Source organism: Parapedobacter sp. (genome assembly GCF_035556095.1).
GTDB lineage: Bacteria > Bacteroidota > Bacteroidia > Sphingobacteriales > Sphingobacteriaceae > Parapedobacter.
Genome location: NZ_DATMFT010000004.1, coordinates 151,110 through 169,892, shown reverse-complemented (window position 1 = coordinate 169,892; position 18,783 = coordinate 151,110). Strand labels below are relative to the sequence as shown.

The window sequence follows — 18,783 nt, the reverse complement described above, 5'->3', positions numbered from 1 at the left end:
ACAAAGTTAATAGATTTTCTGGCAATACAAAGGTTGTCCGTTATTTTTTGCCTTTCGTTCGTTAAAAAGTGATGTAACAATGCCGCTTTATCGCCGTCCAATTTAGGATGGAACAGGATTGGGGTGCGGATATGTCGCCGCTGTACCGGAAAAAGGTGATGATTGAGTTGGTTTTCTGGAAGCATAAAATGACCAAGAAGCAGCCGACGGGGGCGGTATGGGCTAAAAATATACAGTCCAGACTGAATGACCTCATTCCGGAAAAGGTTCACCAAGCGATTACGTTTACGATTGAGAAAATGGTGAAGGGTGTGTTGTTTGGCGCCACGTACACCGTTGCGCCGCCCCGTGCATATGGGAGTTTCCAACTGCGCGAAGCTTACGTGAAGAAATTGATCGACACCTACAGAAAAACTGCTTCCATTGAGGGTGCCGTAACAGGTGCCGGCGGAATACTGATGGGCATAGCTGATTTTCCTGCACTGCTGGCCATCAAGGTTAAAATGCTGTTCGATATCGCAGCAACCTACGGCTATGACGTACGGCAATACAAGGAACGCCTTTTTTTGCTTACCGTCTTCCAATTGGCGTTTTCGAGCCACAAACACCGTGCTGCCGTGTATAACCGGCTTTGCAATTGGGATGCTTATGCCGAAAGCCTACCCGACAATATCGACAGCTTCGATTGGCGCACGTTTCAGCTGGAATACCGCGATTATATCGATCTGGCCAAAATGGCGCAGCTGATTCCGGTAATCGGTGCTGCTGTGGGGGCCGTGGTCAACTACCGCTTAGTGCAGCAGCTCGGTGCCACTGCGATGAATTGCTATCGCATGCGGATGTTGGAGACAAGCTAAAAAAAGGGGACCTTTGCCGCATGGCGTTTTCTAACGATATCATTGCGTGGTATAATCGGCATAAACGAGATTTGCCCTGGCGTCACACCACCGATCCGTATGTCATCTGGCTATCGGAAATCATCCTGCAGCAAACGCGGGTAGAGCAGGGACGGCCTTATTTTGACAGATTTCTTTCGCATTACCCTGATGTCGCGTTGTTCGCGGCGGCTCCCGAGGGCGAGATACTGATGCACTGGCAGGGGCTGGGCTACTATTCGAGGGCACGCAACATGCACAATGCTGCCAAAACCGTCGTAGCGGAGTACGCCGGTATATTTCCAAATCGCTACGACGATCTTATCAAGCTCAAAGGTGTGGGCGAATATACGGCGGCGGCGATTGCTTCTTTTTCGGCTGATGAAGCACGCGCGGTGGTGGATGGCAATGTATTCCGTGTGCTGGCCAGGTATTTCGGTATCGATGAACCCATCAATTCCACGGGGGGTAAAAGAACTTTTCTGCAGCTGGCGCAAGAATTATTGGAAGGCACACGCCCGAGCCTTTACAACCAAGCAATCATGGAATTCGGTGCCTTGCAATGCAAACCCAAAAACCCCGACTGCGGGAACTGCGTATTGCGGTTGGATTGCCGGGCCTTGCAGGAAGGGCGGGTTAACCAGCTGCCGGTCAAGCTGAAAGGAAAAGCCAGCCGTAACCGTTATTTCAATTATTTCGTAGTAGCAGACGGCGACCGTATCTTGATGAACAAACGGGGGCAGGGTGATATTTGGGAGAGCCTCTATGAGTTGCCCCTGATCGAGACGCCCCGTCACATGGACCTTCACGAATTGGCCGCGTACGAAGCGGTCGTTGCTCACTTCGGATCAGATCCTGATTTAAGGTTGTTAGGCAGCCCAGTGAAGCATGTGCTGAGTCACCAAAACCTATTTGCCCAATTCATTGCCGTAGAACCGCCCGTCGGCTTCAATAGCAAAAAAATGGGATGGGATTATGTATTTATCAAAGATTTAGGTACATTAGCTAAACCGAAACTAATTTATTCTTTTTTAAAAGGATTATATGGTTAACCAAAAGTACCTAAATTATGTCAGGCATTAACAAAGCTATTTTAGTTGGCCATTTAGGCAAAGACCCCGAAATCCGCCATTTGGAAGGGAATGTTACCGTAGCGAGCTTCCCCTTGGCAACTTCCGAAATGTACAATAAGGATGGTCGCAGGGTTGAGCAAACGGAGTGGCACAACATCGTTATGTGGCGCGGATTGGCCGAAGTCGCCGCCAAGTACCTTTTTAAGGGAAAGCTGGTGTACATCGAGGGGAAACTACGTACCCGGACTTACGAAGACAAAGAGGGGATAAGGCGGTATACGACGGAAGTAGTGGCAGATAATTTCACGCTGTTGGGTCGCAGGAGCGATTTTGATCCCCCTAGTAATCCAAATACAACGCAGACAGCGGGTGAGCAGATCCCAAAAAAGGACGATGCTGGAAACGCGACGGTGGATTTCAAGGAGAATGATGGCGACGATGATTCGCTGTTTTAAACATTTTATTTTTTTCCTGTATCTTTGGCGTCATGTTGGACGAGAAGATAGCACAGTACGCACAGGAGATTGAGCAGTTTACGCCGCAATCCCAGGAAGATGTAGAAGCTTTCCGGTTGCGGTTTTTGGTGGCCAAGGGCGTAATACGCGACTTGTTTGACGCCTTTAAATCCGTTTCACCCGAGCAGAAGCGTTCACTTGGCAAAAGCCTGAATGAACTTAAGCAGGCTGCCGAATTGAAATATCGAACCATACAGGAACAATTTGCGGCGATTGCGGCGGTCCACAAGCGTGACATCGAAGACCTGACCTTACCCGGTGAGGGGTTTGTGATGGGGTCTAGGCATCCACTTGCGCTCGTACGCAAAGAAATCGTGGAGATATTCCGGAAATTGGGTTTTGTAGTAGCCGAAGGGCCCGAGATCGAGGACGATTGGCACAATTTTACCGCACTTAACTTTCCGCCGGAACATCCCGCACGGGATATGCAAGATACGTTCTTCATCAAGAAGCAAGAGGGCAATGATATCGCGCTACGTACGCATACATCGTCCGTGCAGGTGCGGATGATGGAGAATGGCCAACCCCCGTTCCGGGCCATTATGCCTGGCCGGGTGTATCGCAACGAAGCTATATCTGCCCGGGCGCATTGTTTTTTCCATCAGGTCGAAGGGTTGTATATCGATGAAAATGTTTCTTTCGCCGATTTGAAACAGACCCTATATTATTTTGTACAGGAACTGTTTGGCGAAGACACGAAAGTACGCTTCCGTCCGTCATATTTCCCGTTTACGGAGCCATCTGCGGAGATGGATATCAGTTGCACCATTTGCAAGGGAGCAGGATGTACACTGTGCAAGAAAACAGGGTGGGTTGAGATCTTGGGTTGTGGAATGGTGGACCCCAATGTGCTCGAAAATTGCAATATCGACTCGAGAAAGTATAGTGGCTTTGCGTTCGGTATGGGCATCGAACGCATCACCAACCTTAAATACGAGATTAAAGACCTGCGACTGTTTTCCGAAAACGATGTACGCTTCCTCAGCCAGTTTGAGACGGAGTTGATTTAATCATAATCGCATGACCAAAGGTCACGTGTTCTTGTTGTGCGTCGCATGTTTGTTGCTTTCTGCCTGCAAAAAGGGCGGCTGTAATGTAGTGCCGTATGTGCCGGTGAACCGGGTTCCGTTTTCGCCGGTACAATATCCGGCATTAGCCGCAACGTACGGCACGGTCACATTGCCTGGCGGCGTAGCCGGTATCCTCGTGGTTAATACGCCAAATGGCTTTTTTGCTTACGACAGGTGTAGCACGGTAAGCCCAGAGAAGCAATGTGCTGTTGATGTGTCAGCGGAAAATCCACTCGTGGCGGTAGACCCCTGTAGTGGCGCCGAATATGTGCTGCTGAACGGGTCGCCATCAAAGATTGCCGAATGCCCGCTAAGGCCATATACCATACAACAAGTTGGATCGGGTGCCAGTGCCGTTTATTATGTCGTTAACTAATGGAAGCTGATAAAGTAAAAGAATCGATAAAAAAAGCCGCCCGGGAACTTTTCAGGCGTTATGGTTATAAAAAAACCAGCGTCAATGAAATCGCCCGGCGGGCAAAAATCGCCAAGGCGACCATCTACAAATATTTCGACAGCAAAGAACTGGTGCTGCACGCCATCCTGATGGACTATATCCGCGAAAGTGTGGCCGACTTGTTGAGCAAGTATAATAAGCAAGCCGACCTTGAAACCTATTTGGGTAACACAATTCTACGTGTGAGCCGCCTTACCTATGCGATATGCAACGAATTTTTAGGATGGGATTTTATCCGCGAGTCGACCAACACACAAGAATACCTGCGTACATTGTCGGACGACCTTGAATTTCTGCTCATCAGTTCATTTATCAATAATGCGGAGATCGGCGAGTCCGTTACACCCGAAAAATTGACATTCCTCATCAAGGCGAGTAAGAATATCGTTTTCTCATTTGCATTTACATCGGTAAGCGAGGCGGACGTTCGAAAGAACTTCGTTTCTTTTCAGAAAGAAATCCTGCCCTATTTGGTTAAAGCAACGGTAGACGGCGACTGAAAATCGGTGCAAAACCCTTACCTTTGTACGTTTTATGAGTAGAAGAAGATTTACGGCTGAACAACGATTGCTAGCAGGTATTTCAATTGTGGACATTGCCGAAGGGGGCAAAGGTGTAGCAAAAGTCGATGACCTGGTGGTGTTTGTCGACAAGGCGATACCGGGCGACGTGGTGGATGTGGAACTGACCCGCAAGAAAAAAAAATTTGCAGAAGCACGCGTCCGTCAACTCAACGAATCGTCGGTACATCGTGTGGCGCCATTCTGTGATCATTTCGGTGTATGCGGGGGGTGCAAATGGCAGCACATGGATTATCCGGCGCAGCTCACCTATAAACAGAAAGGCGTAGACGAAGCGCTTACTCGCCTAGGGAAAGTGGATACTTCGATGATGGAGGATATACTTGCTGCGCCGCAAACGCGGTATTACCGCAATAAATTGGAATATACGTTTTCCAATAAACGCTGGCTTACCGACCTAGACGATGCCCAGGAAGGCCTGGAGATGCGCGCACTGGGGTTTCACGTGCCATCCCGCTTTGACAAAATCCTAGATATTGAACACTGTTATTTGCAGCAGGATCCGTCGAACGCCATCCGCAATAGACTTCGATTGTTCGCCTTGGAAAATGACATCTCTTTTTACGACCTGCGACTACATGAAGGAGCATTGCGTAACCTGATTATCCGTACGGCATCCACCGGTGAATTGATGGTGATCGTCGTTTTTGCCTATGTCGATTCGGAGACCATAGAAGCAGCGATGGCGTTTCTCCAATCAGAATTTCCGGCAATTACTTCGCTGCTTTATGTGGTAAACCAAAAGAAAAACGATACCATCTTTGACCAAGATATCCACCTGTATGCCGGCCGCGATCATATTTTCGAGGAAATGGAGGGGCTGCGCTTTAAAGTAGGCGCCAAATCCTTTTATCAGACCAACTCCGCGCAAGCCTACGAACTTTATAAAATAACCCGCGATTTTGCGGATTTTGAAGGATGGGAGCGTGTTTATGATTTATATACCGGTGCGGGGACAATCGCGAATTTCGTTGCGCGGCATGTCGCTGAGGTAATCGGCGTGGAATATGTGCCGTCAGCTATTGAAGATGCGAAGCTGAATTCGGCAATCAATGGGGTTCAGAACACGAAATTCTATGCCGGGGATATGAAAGATGTGCTCACCGCCGATTTCGTAGCCACCAACGGCAAGCCCGACGTGGTGATCGTGGATCCGCCACGGGCGGGAATGCATACGGATGTGGTAGCAAGGTTACTGGAAATCGGTGCATCCAAAATTGTATACGTAAGTTGCAATGCTGCCACACAAGCTCGTGATTTAGCACTGCTTGCCGAGCGATATGTTGTTCGGCGTATTCGGCCGGTAGACATGTTTCCACACACACAACACGTGGAAAATGTGGTATTGCTTACACTGGCGCACTGAATGGATTACCCTGTGAATTACGTTTAACTGTTATGGACTTAAAAGATTTGCTTGCTGCACAAGCCGGCGACGATGGGCAGCCGAAAAAGGAGAGCCCGCTGAAAAGCTTGCAGTTGGATTTAGACTTCTACAGTGAGTCCATCAAGGAAATTGCGGTGGAAATCATGGCCGAAGGTCTATCAGCATACCCCATTTTCATTGCCCACCAGCACGAGGTTGCATTGGGGGAACTGATATTGGATAAGGATGAGTTGGGAACCGATTGGTCTATCCATGCGGCTACCCTCGAAGAGTTTGTGGAGCGGGGTGTAATCAAGGAGGAGCGGAAGGCACATTTTATCAAGAAATACAAAAGACCGGAAGATTTCATGTGCTTATTTGTCATCGTACCGGAAGGAGCCAATTTCGTTTTTTATCCCTATAAAAAATGATAACGCTATACATTACAATTGTTGTCATTAAACGTTTAGCACGATAAGCAGTCCAATGTACTTATGAATTGCCGAAGTCTATTTGCACTGTTTGTTGCCATGTGGGTGTTGCCGATGTGGTTGGTGGCACAAGAATCCGGGCTAATTCGGGGTATCGTGGTCGAAGCGGGTTCGAGTAAGCGGTTGGGCAGCGCCACGATTTCCAATATAAATACGGGCCAGTCTACCGTGTCCAACAGCTTGGGTACCTTCGAGATCAAGGCTACTGTGGGCGATTCCATCGAAGTCTCACTGATGGGATATGAGCCGGTGCGTACGGAGATTAAAACGCTAAGCGATATCCTCATCGATATGCGGCTGGCAAGCATCCTCTTGGAACAGGTAGACGTAAACCGTATGAGTAAGGAAGCCGAGCTGCGCGATGCTATGCGCGGCTACCGCAAACAAGGCGTCTATTTCGATGGCAAGCCGCCGGCGTTGGCTTACATCTTTAATCCAATTACTTCGCTTTATGAGTTGTTTGGCCGCACCCCCCGGAATGCGCGCCGCTTTCACAATTTCATGGAACGGGAGTTGGCCGAAACGGACGTGGACCGTAAATTCAGCCGGACCAAGATCGAGGAACTTACCGGTCTCAGCGGCGATGACGTGACGAATTTTATGTTCTGGTACCGGCCATCGTATGAAAAAATGCAGTATTGGGGTGATTATGACTTAACTGCCTATATTATGCAGTCGTTCAAGCAATTTGATCGCGACGGCCGCCCAGCCACGCCCAAACTCCCTAAGCTGGAGGCTGAACCTAATCAGTAGGCAGCTGGTAAGGTCACCACGGAATTTATATGCTGTGGTCAGTTCGAACTGCATTTTGGCATCCGGTTTGCACCTAATTCTATAAATAACACATTAATATTATGATTACGAATCGAAAAATAGTGCTATTTGGACTGTCCGTCGCCACGTCGGCAATGCTGTTGAGCAGCTGTGGAACCATCCAGTCCATGAGTAATACCCAAAAAGGGGCTGCTACAGGAGCTGTAGCCGGTGGCGCATTAGGTGCCCTTATCGGTAATAAGGCGGGTAATACCGCGGTAGGTGCAATTGCGGGCGCCGCCATCGGTGGCGTAGCGGGTGGACTTATCGGCAAAAAAATGGATAAGCAGGCGGCCGAAATCGAACGTACTGTGGCTGGGGCCGAAGTGATTAAAGCAGATGAGGGCATTATCGTCAAGTTTGATTCAGGGATCCTCTTCGATTTCGACAAAACCGATCTGAAGCCTGCTGCTCAGGAGAATATTGCGAAATTGGTGGAATCACTGAACAGCAATCCCGATACGGATATCCTGGTTATCGGTCACACTGATAATAAAGGTGCAGATAAGTATAACCAGGGACTATCCGAGCGCCGGGCAAGGTCGGTAAAAAGCTTTGCGGTTTCCGAAGGATTAGCCGGACGGCGAATTAAAACGGAAGGACGTAGTTTCCATGAGCCCATTGCTGATAATGACACTGATTCGGGCCGGGCACAGAACCGCCGTGTAGAAATCGTGATCGTCGCCAACGACAAGATGAAAGAAGAAGCAATGGATCAAGCAGGTTCCTAACACAAGCTGCTTTTTTTAGCTACCCCATGCGGTGATTAACAGCCGGCGGTTACCGCCACGGTTGCGGTGCTCACAGAGGTATATACCTTGCCACGTACCCAATGCCAACCGTCCGTTACGTATGGGAATAATGACCGAAGCACCCATCAACGATGATTTGATATGGGCAGGCATGTCGTCAGCCCCTTCATAATCGTGGCGGTAGTCGGGATCATTTTCAGGCACCGCTTTATTGAAATAGGTTTCGAAATCCATACGGACCGTGGGGTCTGCATTTTCGTTTAAGGTCAGTGAAGCCGAGGTGTGCTGGATAAATATCTGACATATTCCCGCATTCCATTCGGCAATGGCAGAAAGGCAGTCTTCAATTTCTGTCGTAATGAGGTGGAAACCCCGTGGCCGGGCCCGCAGGGTTACCTGTTGCTGAACGATTTCCATACGTGTGGCAAGATACGGAATATCGGAAATATTGCATTTCATATCCGGTTTCACTAAGTTTGTGATATGAATGGCGACTACACGATTCCTGCCAGCACACGCATTGGCCACGTCCACTTAAAAGTGTCTGACCTGGAGCGTTCATTGGAGTTTTATTGCGGACTGCTGGGCTTCGAACTGACCACCCGCTATGGTAGCCAGGCGGCATTCGTATCCGCCGGGGGATACCACCATCACATTGGCTTAAACACGTGGCACAGCGAAGGCGCGCCACCTGCACCCGTGGACGGAGTAGGCCTGTATCACACGGCCATTGTTTATCCAACCCGAAAGGACCTCGCTGCTATCCTTAACCGCCTGGTACAAGCACAATATCCCTTAACAGGAGCAAGTGATCACGGTGTTTCAGAAGCACTTTACCTGGATGATCCAGACAAGCATGGTGTTGAACTCTATTGGGATAGACCCAGGGCACTGTGGCCATCCAAGCCTGACGGCTCATTGGAAATGTACACTCGTGTATTGGATTTGCAGGGGCTGTTGCGTGAATTGGAATGACGCATGATATGAATACTATGCTTGCATAGTATTTTTTTCTATCTTTGCGTACAAAGACCTACTGATTATGATATTCGAACTCACCGAAGAACACCGGATGGTAAGGGACGCTGCCCGTGATTTTGCACAACAGGAGTTGAAACCGGGTGTCATCGAGCGCGACGAGCATCAACAATTTCCCGCCGAACAGGTAAAAAAGCTCGGTGAGCTGGGTTTTCTCGGGATGATGGTCGACCCGAAATATAGCGGTGCCGGACTTGACGCCATATCGTATGTGCTGGTCATGGAAGAACTATCCAAGATCGATGCGTCGGCTTCGGTGGTGGTTTCGGTCAATAATTCGCTGGTATGCTATGGTCTGGAGGCTTACGGCACGGAGGAACAGAAGGAGAAATACCTCAAACCCTTAGCTGCCGGCATACAAATCGGTGCATTTTGCCTCTCGGAACCCGAAGCAGGTTCGGATGCTACGTCCCAGCGTACCACGGCCGAAGATAAAGGCGACCATTATGTACTCAACGGTACGAAAAACTGGATTACCAACGGCAATACCGCATCTACCTATCTGGTGATCGCACAAACGGACCTCCAAAAAGGGCATCGCGGTATCAATGCGCTCATCGTGGAGAAAGGAATGGAAGGCTTTACAGTGGGCCCCAAAGAGAATAAACTGGGCATCCGGGGGTCAGATACTCATTCCCTGCTATTTGACGATGTAAAAGTACCAAAGGAAAACCGGATCGGCGAAGACGGGTTCGGTTTCCGGTTTGCAATGAAAACCCTGGAAGGGGGGCGTATCGGCATTGCGGCGCAGGCGCTCGGCATTGCATCGGGTGCATATGAGCTCGCTCGCGATTACGCTAAAGAACGCCAGACATTTGGCAAACCTATCGCCAATCATCAAGCCATACAATTCAAGTTGGCCGACATGGCTACCCAGATTGAGGCTGCGCGGCTATTGTGCCTCAAAGCAGCCTGGCTCAAGGACCACGGCCAACCGTATACCCAAGCGGCATCCATGGCAAAACTATATGCGTCTGAAGTGGCCATGAAAACCACGGTGGAGGCTGTACAGATACACGGCGGCTATGGATATGTGAAGGAATACCACGTTGAGCGGTTGATGCGCGATGCCAAAATCACCCAAATCTATGAGGGGACCTCCGAAATCCAGCGGATGGTCATCGCACGGGAGTTGCTGGCGGACTGAACTACTATCGCTAGGCGTGTTGGCCGTACTGTCTATTAACGAATTAAGACTGCTTATATGAAACCATCATGATTTTCAAAATCACACAGCGGAATGACTAAACGGCTTCAGCCATCTTGAATGCCATTGAAGTCAAACACAAATGAAAAATCATGATAGCTTCATCACCGTTAAAAAACAAATTTAGATAGATGAAAATATCGCTACCGTACCTCAGTATTGTCGTTTTTTGTCTGGCGAGTATCAGCCAAGTCCAGGGGCAAGGAACCGCCGCGGATTACAAACGTGCTGCCGACCTCGGGAAGACGACCCGTAACACCGTTTTCTATTCGCCCAATAGCTTTTCGTGGTTGGAGGGAGAACATCGGCTTTGGTACGTCAACAACACCCCCGAAGGCCGCCGTTTCGTACTGGTCGATGCTGATAAGCAAACGAAAAAGGAGGCTTTTGACCATGCAAAGATTGCCGCCACGCTGTCATTAGCTACTGGTAAACAAGTCAATCCGGATAGCCTGCCTTTCAATCGTATCGCATTCAAATCGACGGATACCATCGAATTCGAGTCTTTTGGTAAGATATGGTACGCCAACCTGGTCGACTACACCGTCGAGGACACCGGAAGGAAACCCGAACAGCGTCAGTGGGGGCGGCGTGGGTATTGGGGCGATTCGAACGACGGTGAAAGCCGAGAAATCCCATCGCCCGATAACAATTGGGTAGCCTATATAAAGAATTACAACGTGTTTGTCCGGCCCGCCGAAGCCGATGCGGACGAAATTCAACTGAGCTATGACGGTGCACTGGGCCATCATTATTCATCGCGGATTGCCTGGTCGCCCGATTCGAAAAAGCTAGCCGTTACGAAAGTACGACCCAATACCCCGCGGAAAATCTATTTTGTCGAGTCGTCGCCGAGCACGCAATTGCAACCCATCCTCCAAGAGCGCAATTACCTGAAACCCGGCGATGCCCTGCCCCAGTATCAGCCCGTGCTTTTCCATGTAGAGAATAAGAAATCTTTTGCCGTTGACCCCACGTTGATCGCCGACCAGTACAGCTTGTCGCGCCTCGAATGGCGCGCGGATAGCCGGGCGTTCACGTTTGAATACAACCGGCGCGGGCATCAGCGTTACGAGGTTTTCTCGATGGATGCGGCCACTGGCGACGTGAAGTCGCTGATCGTTGAAACCAGCAAGACCTTTATCGATTACAGCGGGAAGCGCTTCCGTAAAGATATTGGTGATGGGAAGGAAATCATCTGGACATCGGAGCGCGACGGATGGAACCACCTCTACCTGTACGATGGTCATACGGGCAAGGTGAAAAACCAGATTACCAAAGGGGAGTGGGTGGTGCGCGAGGTCGTGCATGTGGATGAAGCGGAACGTTATTTGATTTTCACCGGAAGTGGTCGAACGATTGGCCAGGACCCTTATTTCATTCAGTACTATCGGGTCAACTTCGACGGCTCAGACTTTACGCCGCTTACTACGGAAGACGGTAATCACCAAGCGACGTTTTCGTCCGACCATTCGGTGTTTGTGGATACCTACTCGCGAGTAGATGCCCCGCCGGTCTCGGTGTTGCGCGATGCCAAAAACGGCAAGGTATTGATGGAATTGGAGCAAGCAGACGCCACTACTCTGCTGGCTACCGGATGGAATTATCCCGAAGTATTCCATGCCAAGGGGCGCGATGGGGTTACCGACATCTGGGGTGTCATCATTAGGCCCTCCAACTTTGATCCCAACAAATCTTATCCCGTTATCGAAAATATTTACGCCGGACCGCAAGGGTCGTTCGTACCCAAGAATTTCAGTACGCAGCAAGGTATGGCAGCACTTGCGGAATTGGGCTTTATCGTGGTTCAAATAGACGGTATGGGTACGTCTAATCGCTCCAAAGCTTTCCATGACGTGTGTTGGAAGAACCTGAAGGACGCCGGCTTCCCTGACCGAATTGGCTGGATGCAGGCCGCGGCTGCCAAATACCCGTACATGGATTTGGACCGGGTGGGCATATACGGCACGTCGGCCGGAGGCCAAAACGCGGCTGGCGCGGTGTTGTTCCATCCCGAGTTCTATAAGGTCGCGGTATCATCATGCGGCTGCCACGACAACCGCATGGATAAGATGTGGTGGAACGAACAGTGGATGGGTTACCCCATCGGACCGCAATACGCCGAGTGTTCCAATGTGGTCAATGCCCACAGGCTGGAAGGCAAGCTAATGCTCATTGTGGGTGAGGTAGACGATAACGTCGACCCGGCATCGACTATGCAGGTGGTGGACGCGCTAGTTAAGGCCAATAAGGAGCACGAATTGGTGGTGATACCCGGTGCAGGCCACACGTCTGGCGGCGAATACGGAGAAAAGAAACGGCGCGACTTTTTCGTGAAACACTTGTTGGCTGTGGAGCCTCCGGTTTGGCAATGAACTGCTGACGATTGTCATTTTGAAGTCGATAGGAACTTATATACCAATCCCAGCATAAAATATTGGCGCAGGGTCAATTGCTCGCTATAATAGTTGGAATTTCCATAACCCCCTATAAAAATGTTTTGATTTTGATTGAGGATGTCGAAAGCGGTGAATTTCAATTCCCCTTTGCGCTGCATGATAGGATAGTACAGCGACGCATTCACGAGGTGCAGGTTGGTGCGGTCATTACCTAAGCTTCGGGGTTGGTTTCTTACCGTGTAGGAAGTTTCCAAACGGAATTTATAGATGTCATCCAGTCGGAATACGCCACCAAGGCTATGATTCACATTCTCGATATCACGGAAATTGCTGGTTTGCCGCTGATTCTTGCTCCTGTTAAAGTTAAGTCCATACGTAGGTATCACCGTCACCTTGTTTTTGTAGGTCAATGTAAGGCTGTTGTTCAGATTACCGTACAGATGCTGTGTTTTATTTTCCTCGCTATTCACAATGGTGTACGATTCGCTCGTCGATCCATTCCCTGAGATATTCCAATGGATATTCCATGTCTTATTCTGCGCGATACGTTTCGTAATACCGATATTACCGTACAGACGCTCTGTTCCGGGTGCTTCATAGTATGTTCGCGTGTTTTCGGAGCTGCTTACATCATACGTGCTGTTCGATCCGATTGATGAACCATATACCGTATAGTTTAGCGAGGCGTTTAGGTTGAGGTGGGCATTCGCGAACCGTTTGTAATAGCTTATGCGCCCCGTTTGTTCCAGTTGGCTGTTAAAATACGGACTGGCGATGGTCAACGAGGTGGGGTATAGGTCTGAGTTTACCGCCACAATCTGGTAAAAGGAGGGTAGCCGTACCTGTTTATTGTACGATAGTTGCAAGCCAGCATAGCTCAGCGAGGCACTGGGCAACCAATAACGGTGCCGATCGTCCAAATCGGCGACCTTTCCATAATAATGATAATTGCGGCTTAAATCCAGCCTTTCGATTCCGGCGGTAATCCGTAGCTTTTTGTTGAATAGCGATGCATTTGCGCGTGTACCGATATATGTAAAGTTAAATCGCCCTTGCTTGTTGTTTGCTACATCATTCCGGTTCGAATACGTGTCCGCATTGATTTTGCTGTCTATCTCTTCGGTATTCCGGTTCAGTTCCCAATCGTAGCGGGCGTAGACGTCCCAGTTCAGGTGCTCACGAATGGGCACCTGTACATTGAACGTGTTGGCAATAGATGCATTGTTCCCGTTGGTTAGCTGCAATATACCTTGGTTAACCGTACTGTCGTTAAATAAGTAGTATCGGTTAAAGGTATTCCGGCTATTGTTGTTTTCCGATTGCTGGGCGCTTGCATTTTGGCGGAATGATAAAAGGATCTTGGATGGGATCAGCTTTTTTTCGGCGTAGAAGTTATAACGGAGGTTGCGGCTACTCGACGAGCTGTTACTGTTGTTTTCGCTTTCCTGCACATTTGTCCCCTCGTCACGGCGCCTGTTTGAACTACCGTGATTATCGTTTGCGTTTCGGCGTAAGCCGATATTGACGTCTAATGAGATTGTAGCGGTCGTGTCTGGCGCATACCTTGCAAAAGCCCGCACGTTATGTCCATAATTTTTATGCGTAGAATTGTTATGGTTGTTTGCTATTTCAGTTATGGACTCATAGAAGTTTGAATTCATGCCTCTATTGTCTACGTAGTCGTTCTGTTGCTCAAACGTATACATTAAATTGGCTTTCAGTTTTTTGGCGATGTCGTAATTTGCATTGATGCCAAGAGAAATCTTATTCTGTAATCCGCCGTAACTCATGTAACTGTACGAGTTATTCTCCGCACGGTTCATCCCACCATATTGCGCCAATTCACTGTAGTCGAAGCCCTGGCGGCTGAGGTTATTGGCATAGCCGATGAAACTGACCTGTAAGGTGTCCCGAAAGGTGTTGATCAGCGCGCCCGACTCATAACGGTCACGTGTACCGCCGCTAGCATAAAATTTTCCGAAATCAGCCTTTACAAAATCCTTTTTTGTCTTCAGGTTGAGGATGATGGGTAGGTCCGTGTCGTCCAGAATCTCCCGTTTTGAATCGCCTTTATCTTTCACCACCTGCACGGCGTCGATCAGCGAAGCATCCAAGTTGCGGGTCGCTATCGTGAGGTCGTGCGAAAAGAAGTCTTTGTTGTTTACCCGCACCCCGGAAACGGCCTTTCCTTGATAGTAGATCGAGCCATCTACGTTGACCTGGAGTCCGGGCAACAGCTGGAGTAATTCTTCCACATTGGCATTGGGGCGTGTCTTGAAATAATCAGCTTTGAATTCCAACGTGTCCCCAACCAATCGGATAGGCGCGACCTGTGTGATCACCACCTCATCCAGGTTAACACCCGCCATCACCACCGTATCAAGTGTTAGCGTTTCATTCGGCTTTAAGTTGAATTCGTGACGATAAGGCGAACTGCTAACATGCGTGATATGTACCATTAACTGTCGCCCTGTCGGTATCCTTATCAGGTTGAACTTGCCCTTATCATCTGTTAATGTGTAGGAGACTACAAGCGAATCTTTCACTGAAACAATCGCTATCGTCGCCTTTTCCAGGGGTTGTTTGGTGGCATCTACCACGATTCCATTGATCGTGCCGTTGTTTTGTGCAGTAAGCAAAAAAGGTAGCAAGAAAAAGCAAATACTTAGAAGGGGAAGTCGCATAACGGTTTTAAAATGACTAGTAGCGGTTTATCACGCCACTAATGTATAAAAAATATCGAAGAATGCACCCAACTGTCATAAAATCGCAATAGTGCCTACCACGCGATTGGGCTGCTTGCATTTATGGGAAGAATAATAGTAATTTCGCCGCATCTCAAAGCAAGAAAGATGATACGGATAGCTAGGTTTGAAGCGCCAGTGCGCAGTGTATTTTTATTGATGGTGTGTGTAATGTTGGCTACGACGTCCACGCTGGCCCAGCATGTGGTCAGCGGAAAGGTGCTGTCGCCGGATAATACGGGGCTGCCGAAGGCCAGTGTACAGGTACTGAATTCCAACTTGGCTACTGCCACCGATGAACAAGGGAATTTCGTGCTTGAGCACATTCCGTCGGGCAGTCACGTGCTGCGCGTTAGTGCACTGGGTTACGCCACCGAAAACCATACGGTGATTGTCGAAGGTAACCTGTCGATCGATATTCAGTTGAACAGCGTCGAAAACCGCCTAGACGAGGCAGTAGTGACCGCACAGAAAATGGAAAGTGATCCACATGACGTGCCGGCAAGCTTATCGGTAATCAGCAGTAGAGCGATTGAACAGCAGTATATCTGGAACGTCATGGATGTGACCGCCGTGGTGCCGAACCTCAATATGGCCAATCCGGGCGATGGCCGGAATGTAGCCTCGCTCCGTGGTATCACTACCACTTCCTATAATCAAGCGGTGGCCACCTATGTGGACGGCGTGAACCAATTCGGTTTGGATACGTACATCCCCTATTTGTTGGATGTGGAACGCATCGAAGTGCTGCGGGGGCCCCAAGGTACGCTCTATGGCCGGAACGCGATGGCTGGCGTAATCAACATCGTCACCAAGCGTCCTACCAACCAAACCACCGGGCTTGCCGAAATCAACTTGGGCAACCGCGGCCAGCAGCGATACGTGCTGGGGTTGCGCACGCCGATCGTCAAGGATAAGTTATTCTTTGGTGCGTCGCTGCTATATAATGGTTTGGATGGGTTTTATACCAACGATTTCGATAGTTCGGACTACGACAGGCAACAGGCGGTGTTTGGCAATTATTACCTGAAGTACCTGCTAAACACCCAGTGGGCAATGACGCTTAATTTCAAACACGTGTCTAACCGGAATGATGGCTCATTTGCGTTGATCATGGGGTTGGAGGATGCATTTGAAAACCCGTTCCACTTAAACCAAAATGCGAAGACAACCATGGTTGACGAGTCGCGTAACGTGTCGCTATCCATCAATCACTTTGGCAACACGATCAGTTTCAGCTCGCAGACGGCATTCCAGTCCAACTACCGGTACTATCGTACGCCGATAGACGCTGACTTTATGCCGCTGGATGCGATGTCGGTCGTTAACAACTACGGGCGCGATTGGAACAATGTAAAGGTATTTACACAGGAGTTCAAGCTCTCATCTGCGCCCAGTAAGGATAGTCCCTTCAACTGGACGGTGGGAACATTCCTTTTCCACCAGGATGCCCCCACAAAACAGGGTACGCATTTCGGTACAGATGCACCATTGCTCGGTGACGACTACCCCGCTAACGCCACAAGTATACTGACCAATTCGGCCGTTAACCAAGGGGCGGCAGTCTTTGGGCAATTGGGGTACCGGTTTGAAAATGGGTGGGAACTCCAGGCTGGACTGCGGTATGATTATGAGCATGCCAATTTAGATGCCCGCGGTGAGTTCCAGCCCGATGGCGGTGACCTGATGGTGCTACAACCGGATACCGCAACTTCGGCGGATTTCCATGCTTTGAGCCCGAGCCTTAGCGCCAAATATGCCTTCCATGACCGTAGCCAGGTATATGCTAGCTATACCCGCGGTTTCCGCGCCGGCGGCATTTCGCAGCTTTCGTCCGACCCCAGTGAAGCGTTGTTGCAGCCGTTCGATCCGGAGTATAGTGACAATGTAGAAGTTGGCAGCAAGAATATGTTGTTGAATCGGCAGCTTGAAGTAAATGTAGCTGCCTTTTATACGCGTGTACATGATGCGCAGGTACCTACCTTGGTGCTGCCCGATGCCATCACCGTTACACAGAATACCGGCCGTATGGAAAGTATGGGCTTGGAACTGGAAGCCACCGCGCGTGTAATCCGTAATTTCAGCCTCTGGGGCAATGCGGCATTTACCCATGCCCGTTACCTCGATTTAAACACGGCAGGCGAAGAAGGAAACGTGCAGTTGAAAGGTAACCGCCCGGTATTCACACCGGAGTGGACCGGCTTTTTGGGTGCGCACTATACGCTGCCGATCGGCACATCGCAACGGCAGCAATTCCAGTTGGGTGTCTACGGTAAATTTATCGGACAACAATATTTCACCGTGGAGAATACGCTAGGGCAAGGTGCGTACAGTTTGCTAAATGCCAATATTGGCTATTCATTTCAAGGATACGAGCTCATGGTATGGGGGCAAAACCTGGCCGACAAGCGCTATGCGGATTATGCGTACAACTTTGGATTTGCAGCTGTACATTTGGGGAGGCCGGCTACCTATGGGGTAACGTTGAGGAAGCATTTTGGGCTATAGATCAAAGCGTTAAGAATTTCTGTCGATATGCGGTAGGCGTCATCCCGATGAACGTTTTGAACTGCTTGTTGAAATTGGATAGCGTATTGAACCCCGATTCGTAACATATCTGTGCGATCGTTTTCGCTTCTTCTGTAGAAAGCTGTTTGCAGGCATTGCGAATACGGAGTTCCGTCAGGAAGTAGGAAAACGATTTGCTGGTTTTCATTGTAAAATACCGGCTAAACGAGGTGGGTGTCATATTCAGCAACGCAGCAACCTCTTCTAAGGTAATCTTGTATTTGAAATGCTTGGCTACGTAATTATAGACGATATTAATCCGGTTTGTTTCAACATCTTTTAGCTTGTATTGCACCATGTCATCGTGCAACAGGCGATACTCCTTGCTTTTGGCAAGCAAATCGAGTATACGGAATAAATGGATAATGCTTTCCATGCCGTGCAAATGCACGAGTTCATGCATCAATACCGACGTTTGCTGGGCGGTTTCCCCATGGATTTCCATTCCGCGCCGAACTTTTTCCAATAGGATTTTCAATTGGTCAAATTCCTGCTTCTCAATGAGCTGACCAAGGGCCGCCCCATTAAAATAAATAACCAAGCCCCCGCTGACTTTTTCGCTGTGTGGGTCGAAGTAACGTTCATCGCTACGCCAAAGGTGAGGGATGTTCGGTCCGAGGAAGGTCAGATCGCCGCCGTCGAAAGGCTTAACCGTATTGCCGATGAATTTGGTGCCGGTACCTTCCACAACTAAAAAAAGCTGGTACTCCGAGTGCGCATGCCACGTAGGGTCGAAATGCCGGTCATGCAACTCCCGGACAAAAAAAATGTTGGATTCCGGAATCCTTGTTTTTTGGATGGCTGTTTTTTTCAGCGCAACATTCATAATAATTC

The 18,783-nt window shown here is 49.3% G+C and carries 17 protein-coding genes; 14 read left to right on the top strand and 3 right to left on the bottom strand.

Going from position 1 to position 18,783, the window contains the following annotated elements; translation table 11 throughout:
* Positions 1 to 107: 107 nt before the first annotated feature.
* The 10 genes from VNQ80_RS01610 (at position 108) to VNQ80_RS01565 (ending at position 7,972) form a co-directional block, all read left to right on the top strand.
* On the top strand, positions 108 to 857 hold the full coding sequence (locus VNQ80_RS01610) for an EcsC family protein (protein WP_325635664.1): 750 nt from the start codon (positions 108 to 110) through the stop codon (positions 855 to 857).
* A 20-nt stretch (positions 858 to 877) separates the two neighbouring features.
* Complete coding sequence (mutY, locus tag VNQ80_RS01605; protein WP_325635663.1) at positions 878 to 1,927, top strand: A/G-specific adenine glycosylase; 1,050 nt, start codon at positions 878 to 880, stop codon at positions 1,925 to 1,927.
* 17 nt (positions 1,928 to 1,944) lie between these two features.
* A complete protein-coding gene (locus tag VNQ80_RS01600) occupies positions 1,945 to 2,403 on the top strand; it encodes a single-stranded DNA-binding protein (protein WP_325635662.1) in 459 nt (152 codons plus the stop codon).
* Positions 2,404 to 2,435: 32 nt separating this feature from the next.
* Entirely contained in the window at positions 2,436 to 3,473 is a 1,038-nt protein-coding gene (gene pheS, locus VNQ80_RS01595) for a phenylalanine--tRNA ligase subunit alpha (protein WP_325635661.1), read from the top strand.
* 10 nt (positions 3,474 to 3,483) lie between these two features.
* Positions 3,484 to 3,909, top strand: a complete 426-nt coding sequence (locus tag VNQ80_RS01590) for a hypothetical protein (RefSeq protein WP_325635660.1) — start codon at positions 3,484 to 3,486, stop codon at positions 3,907 to 3,909.
* Positions 3,909 to 4,490 carry a TetR/AcrR family transcriptional regulator gene (locus VNQ80_RS01585; protein ID WP_325635659.1) on the top strand — a complete coding sequence of 194 codons (582 nt, stop codon included), beginning with the start codon at positions 3,909 to 3,911 and terminating at the stop codon, positions 4,488 to 4,490. The genes VNQ80_RS01590 and VNQ80_RS01585 overlap by 1 nt, the downstream gene beginning before the upstream one ends.
* A gap of 34 nt (positions 4,491 to 4,524) precedes the next feature.
* Positions 4,525 to 5,937, top strand: a complete 1,413-nt coding sequence (rlmD, locus tag VNQ80_RS01580) for a 23S rRNA (uracil(1939)-C(5))-methyltransferase RlmD (RefSeq protein WP_325635658.1) — start codon at positions 4,525 to 4,527, stop codon at positions 5,935 to 5,937.
* Positions 5,938 to 5,969: 32 nt separating this feature from the next.
* Positions 5,970 to 6,368, top strand: a complete 399-nt coding sequence (locus VNQ80_RS01575) for a hypothetical protein (RefSeq protein WP_325635657.1) — start codon at positions 5,970 to 5,972, stop codon at positions 6,366 to 6,368.
* A gap of 63 nt (positions 6,369 to 6,431) precedes the next feature.
* Positions 6,432 to 7,181, top strand: coding sequence for a carboxypeptidase-like regulatory domain-containing protein (locus tag VNQ80_RS01570; protein ID WP_325635656.1), 750 nt, complete (start codon positions 6,432 to 6,434; stop codon positions 7,179 to 7,181).
* Between the two features lie 101 nt (positions 7,182 to 7,282).
* Entirely contained in the window at positions 7,283 to 7,972 is a 690-nt protein-coding gene (locus VNQ80_RS01565) for an OmpA family protein (RefSeq protein WP_325635655.1), read from the top strand.
* A 15-nt stretch (positions 7,973 to 7,987) separates the two neighbouring features.
* Here the strand turns inward: VNQ80_RS01565 and VNQ80_RS01560 are convergent, their stop codons facing one another.
* Positions 7,988 to 8,410, bottom strand: coding sequence for a secondary thiamine-phosphate synthase enzyme YjbQ (locus VNQ80_RS01560; protein ID WP_325635780.1), 423 nt, complete (start codon positions 8,408 to 8,410; stop codon positions 7,988 to 7,990).
* A 66-nt stretch (positions 8,411 to 8,476) separates the two neighbouring features.
* Between VNQ80_RS01560 and VNQ80_RS01555 the strand changes: the two genes are divergently transcribed.
* The 3 genes from VNQ80_RS01555 (at position 8,477) to VNQ80_RS01545 (ending at position 12,613) form a co-directional block, all read left to right on the top strand.
* Positions 8,477 to 8,968 carry a VOC family protein gene (locus VNQ80_RS01555; protein WP_325635654.1) on the top strand — a complete coding sequence of 164 codons (492 nt, stop codon included), beginning with the start codon at positions 8,477 to 8,479 and terminating at the stop codon, positions 8,966 to 8,968.
* Between the two features lie 67 nt (positions 8,969 to 9,035).
* Positions 9,036 to 10,178 (top strand): acyl-CoA dehydrogenase, encoded by a 1,143-nt coding sequence (locus VNQ80_RS01550; RefSeq protein ID WP_325635653.1) that lies wholly within the window; start codon positions 9,036 to 9,038, stop codon positions 10,176 to 10,178.
* A gap of 191 nt (positions 10,179 to 10,369) precedes the next feature.
* Positions 10,370 to 12,613: a S9 family peptidase gene (locus VNQ80_RS01545; protein ID WP_325635652.1), complete on the top strand. Its 2,244-nt coding sequence runs from the start codon at positions 10,370 to 10,372 to the stop codon at positions 12,611 to 12,613.
* Positions 12,614 to 12,627: 14 nt separating this feature from the next.
* On the opposite strand, the gene VNQ80_RS01540 is transcribed toward VNQ80_RS01545, so the two are convergent.
* Entirely contained in the window at positions 12,628 to 15,321 is a 2,694-nt protein-coding gene (locus VNQ80_RS01540; protein WP_325635651.1) for a TonB-dependent receptor, read from the bottom strand.
* 123 nt (positions 15,322 to 15,444) lie between these two features.
* Here VNQ80_RS01540 and VNQ80_RS01535 point away from each other — a divergent pair, with 123 nt between their 5' ends.
* The gene (locus VNQ80_RS01535) at positions 15,445 to 17,889 is read left to right on the top strand and encodes a TonB-dependent receptor (protein ID WP_325635650.1); all 2,445 of its coding nucleotides are present in this window, start codon (positions 15,445 to 15,447) and stop codon (positions 17,887 to 17,889) included.
* A gap of 1 nt (position 17,890) precedes the next feature.
* Here VNQ80_RS01535 and VNQ80_RS01530 read toward each other — a convergent pair whose 3' ends face one another.
* Positions 17,891 to 18,775: an AraC family transcriptional regulator gene (locus tag VNQ80_RS01530; protein WP_325635649.1), complete on the bottom strand. Its 885-nt coding sequence runs from the start codon at positions 18,773 to 18,775 to the stop codon at positions 17,891 to 17,893.
* Between the last annotated feature and the right edge of the window lie 8 nt (positions 18,776 to 18,783).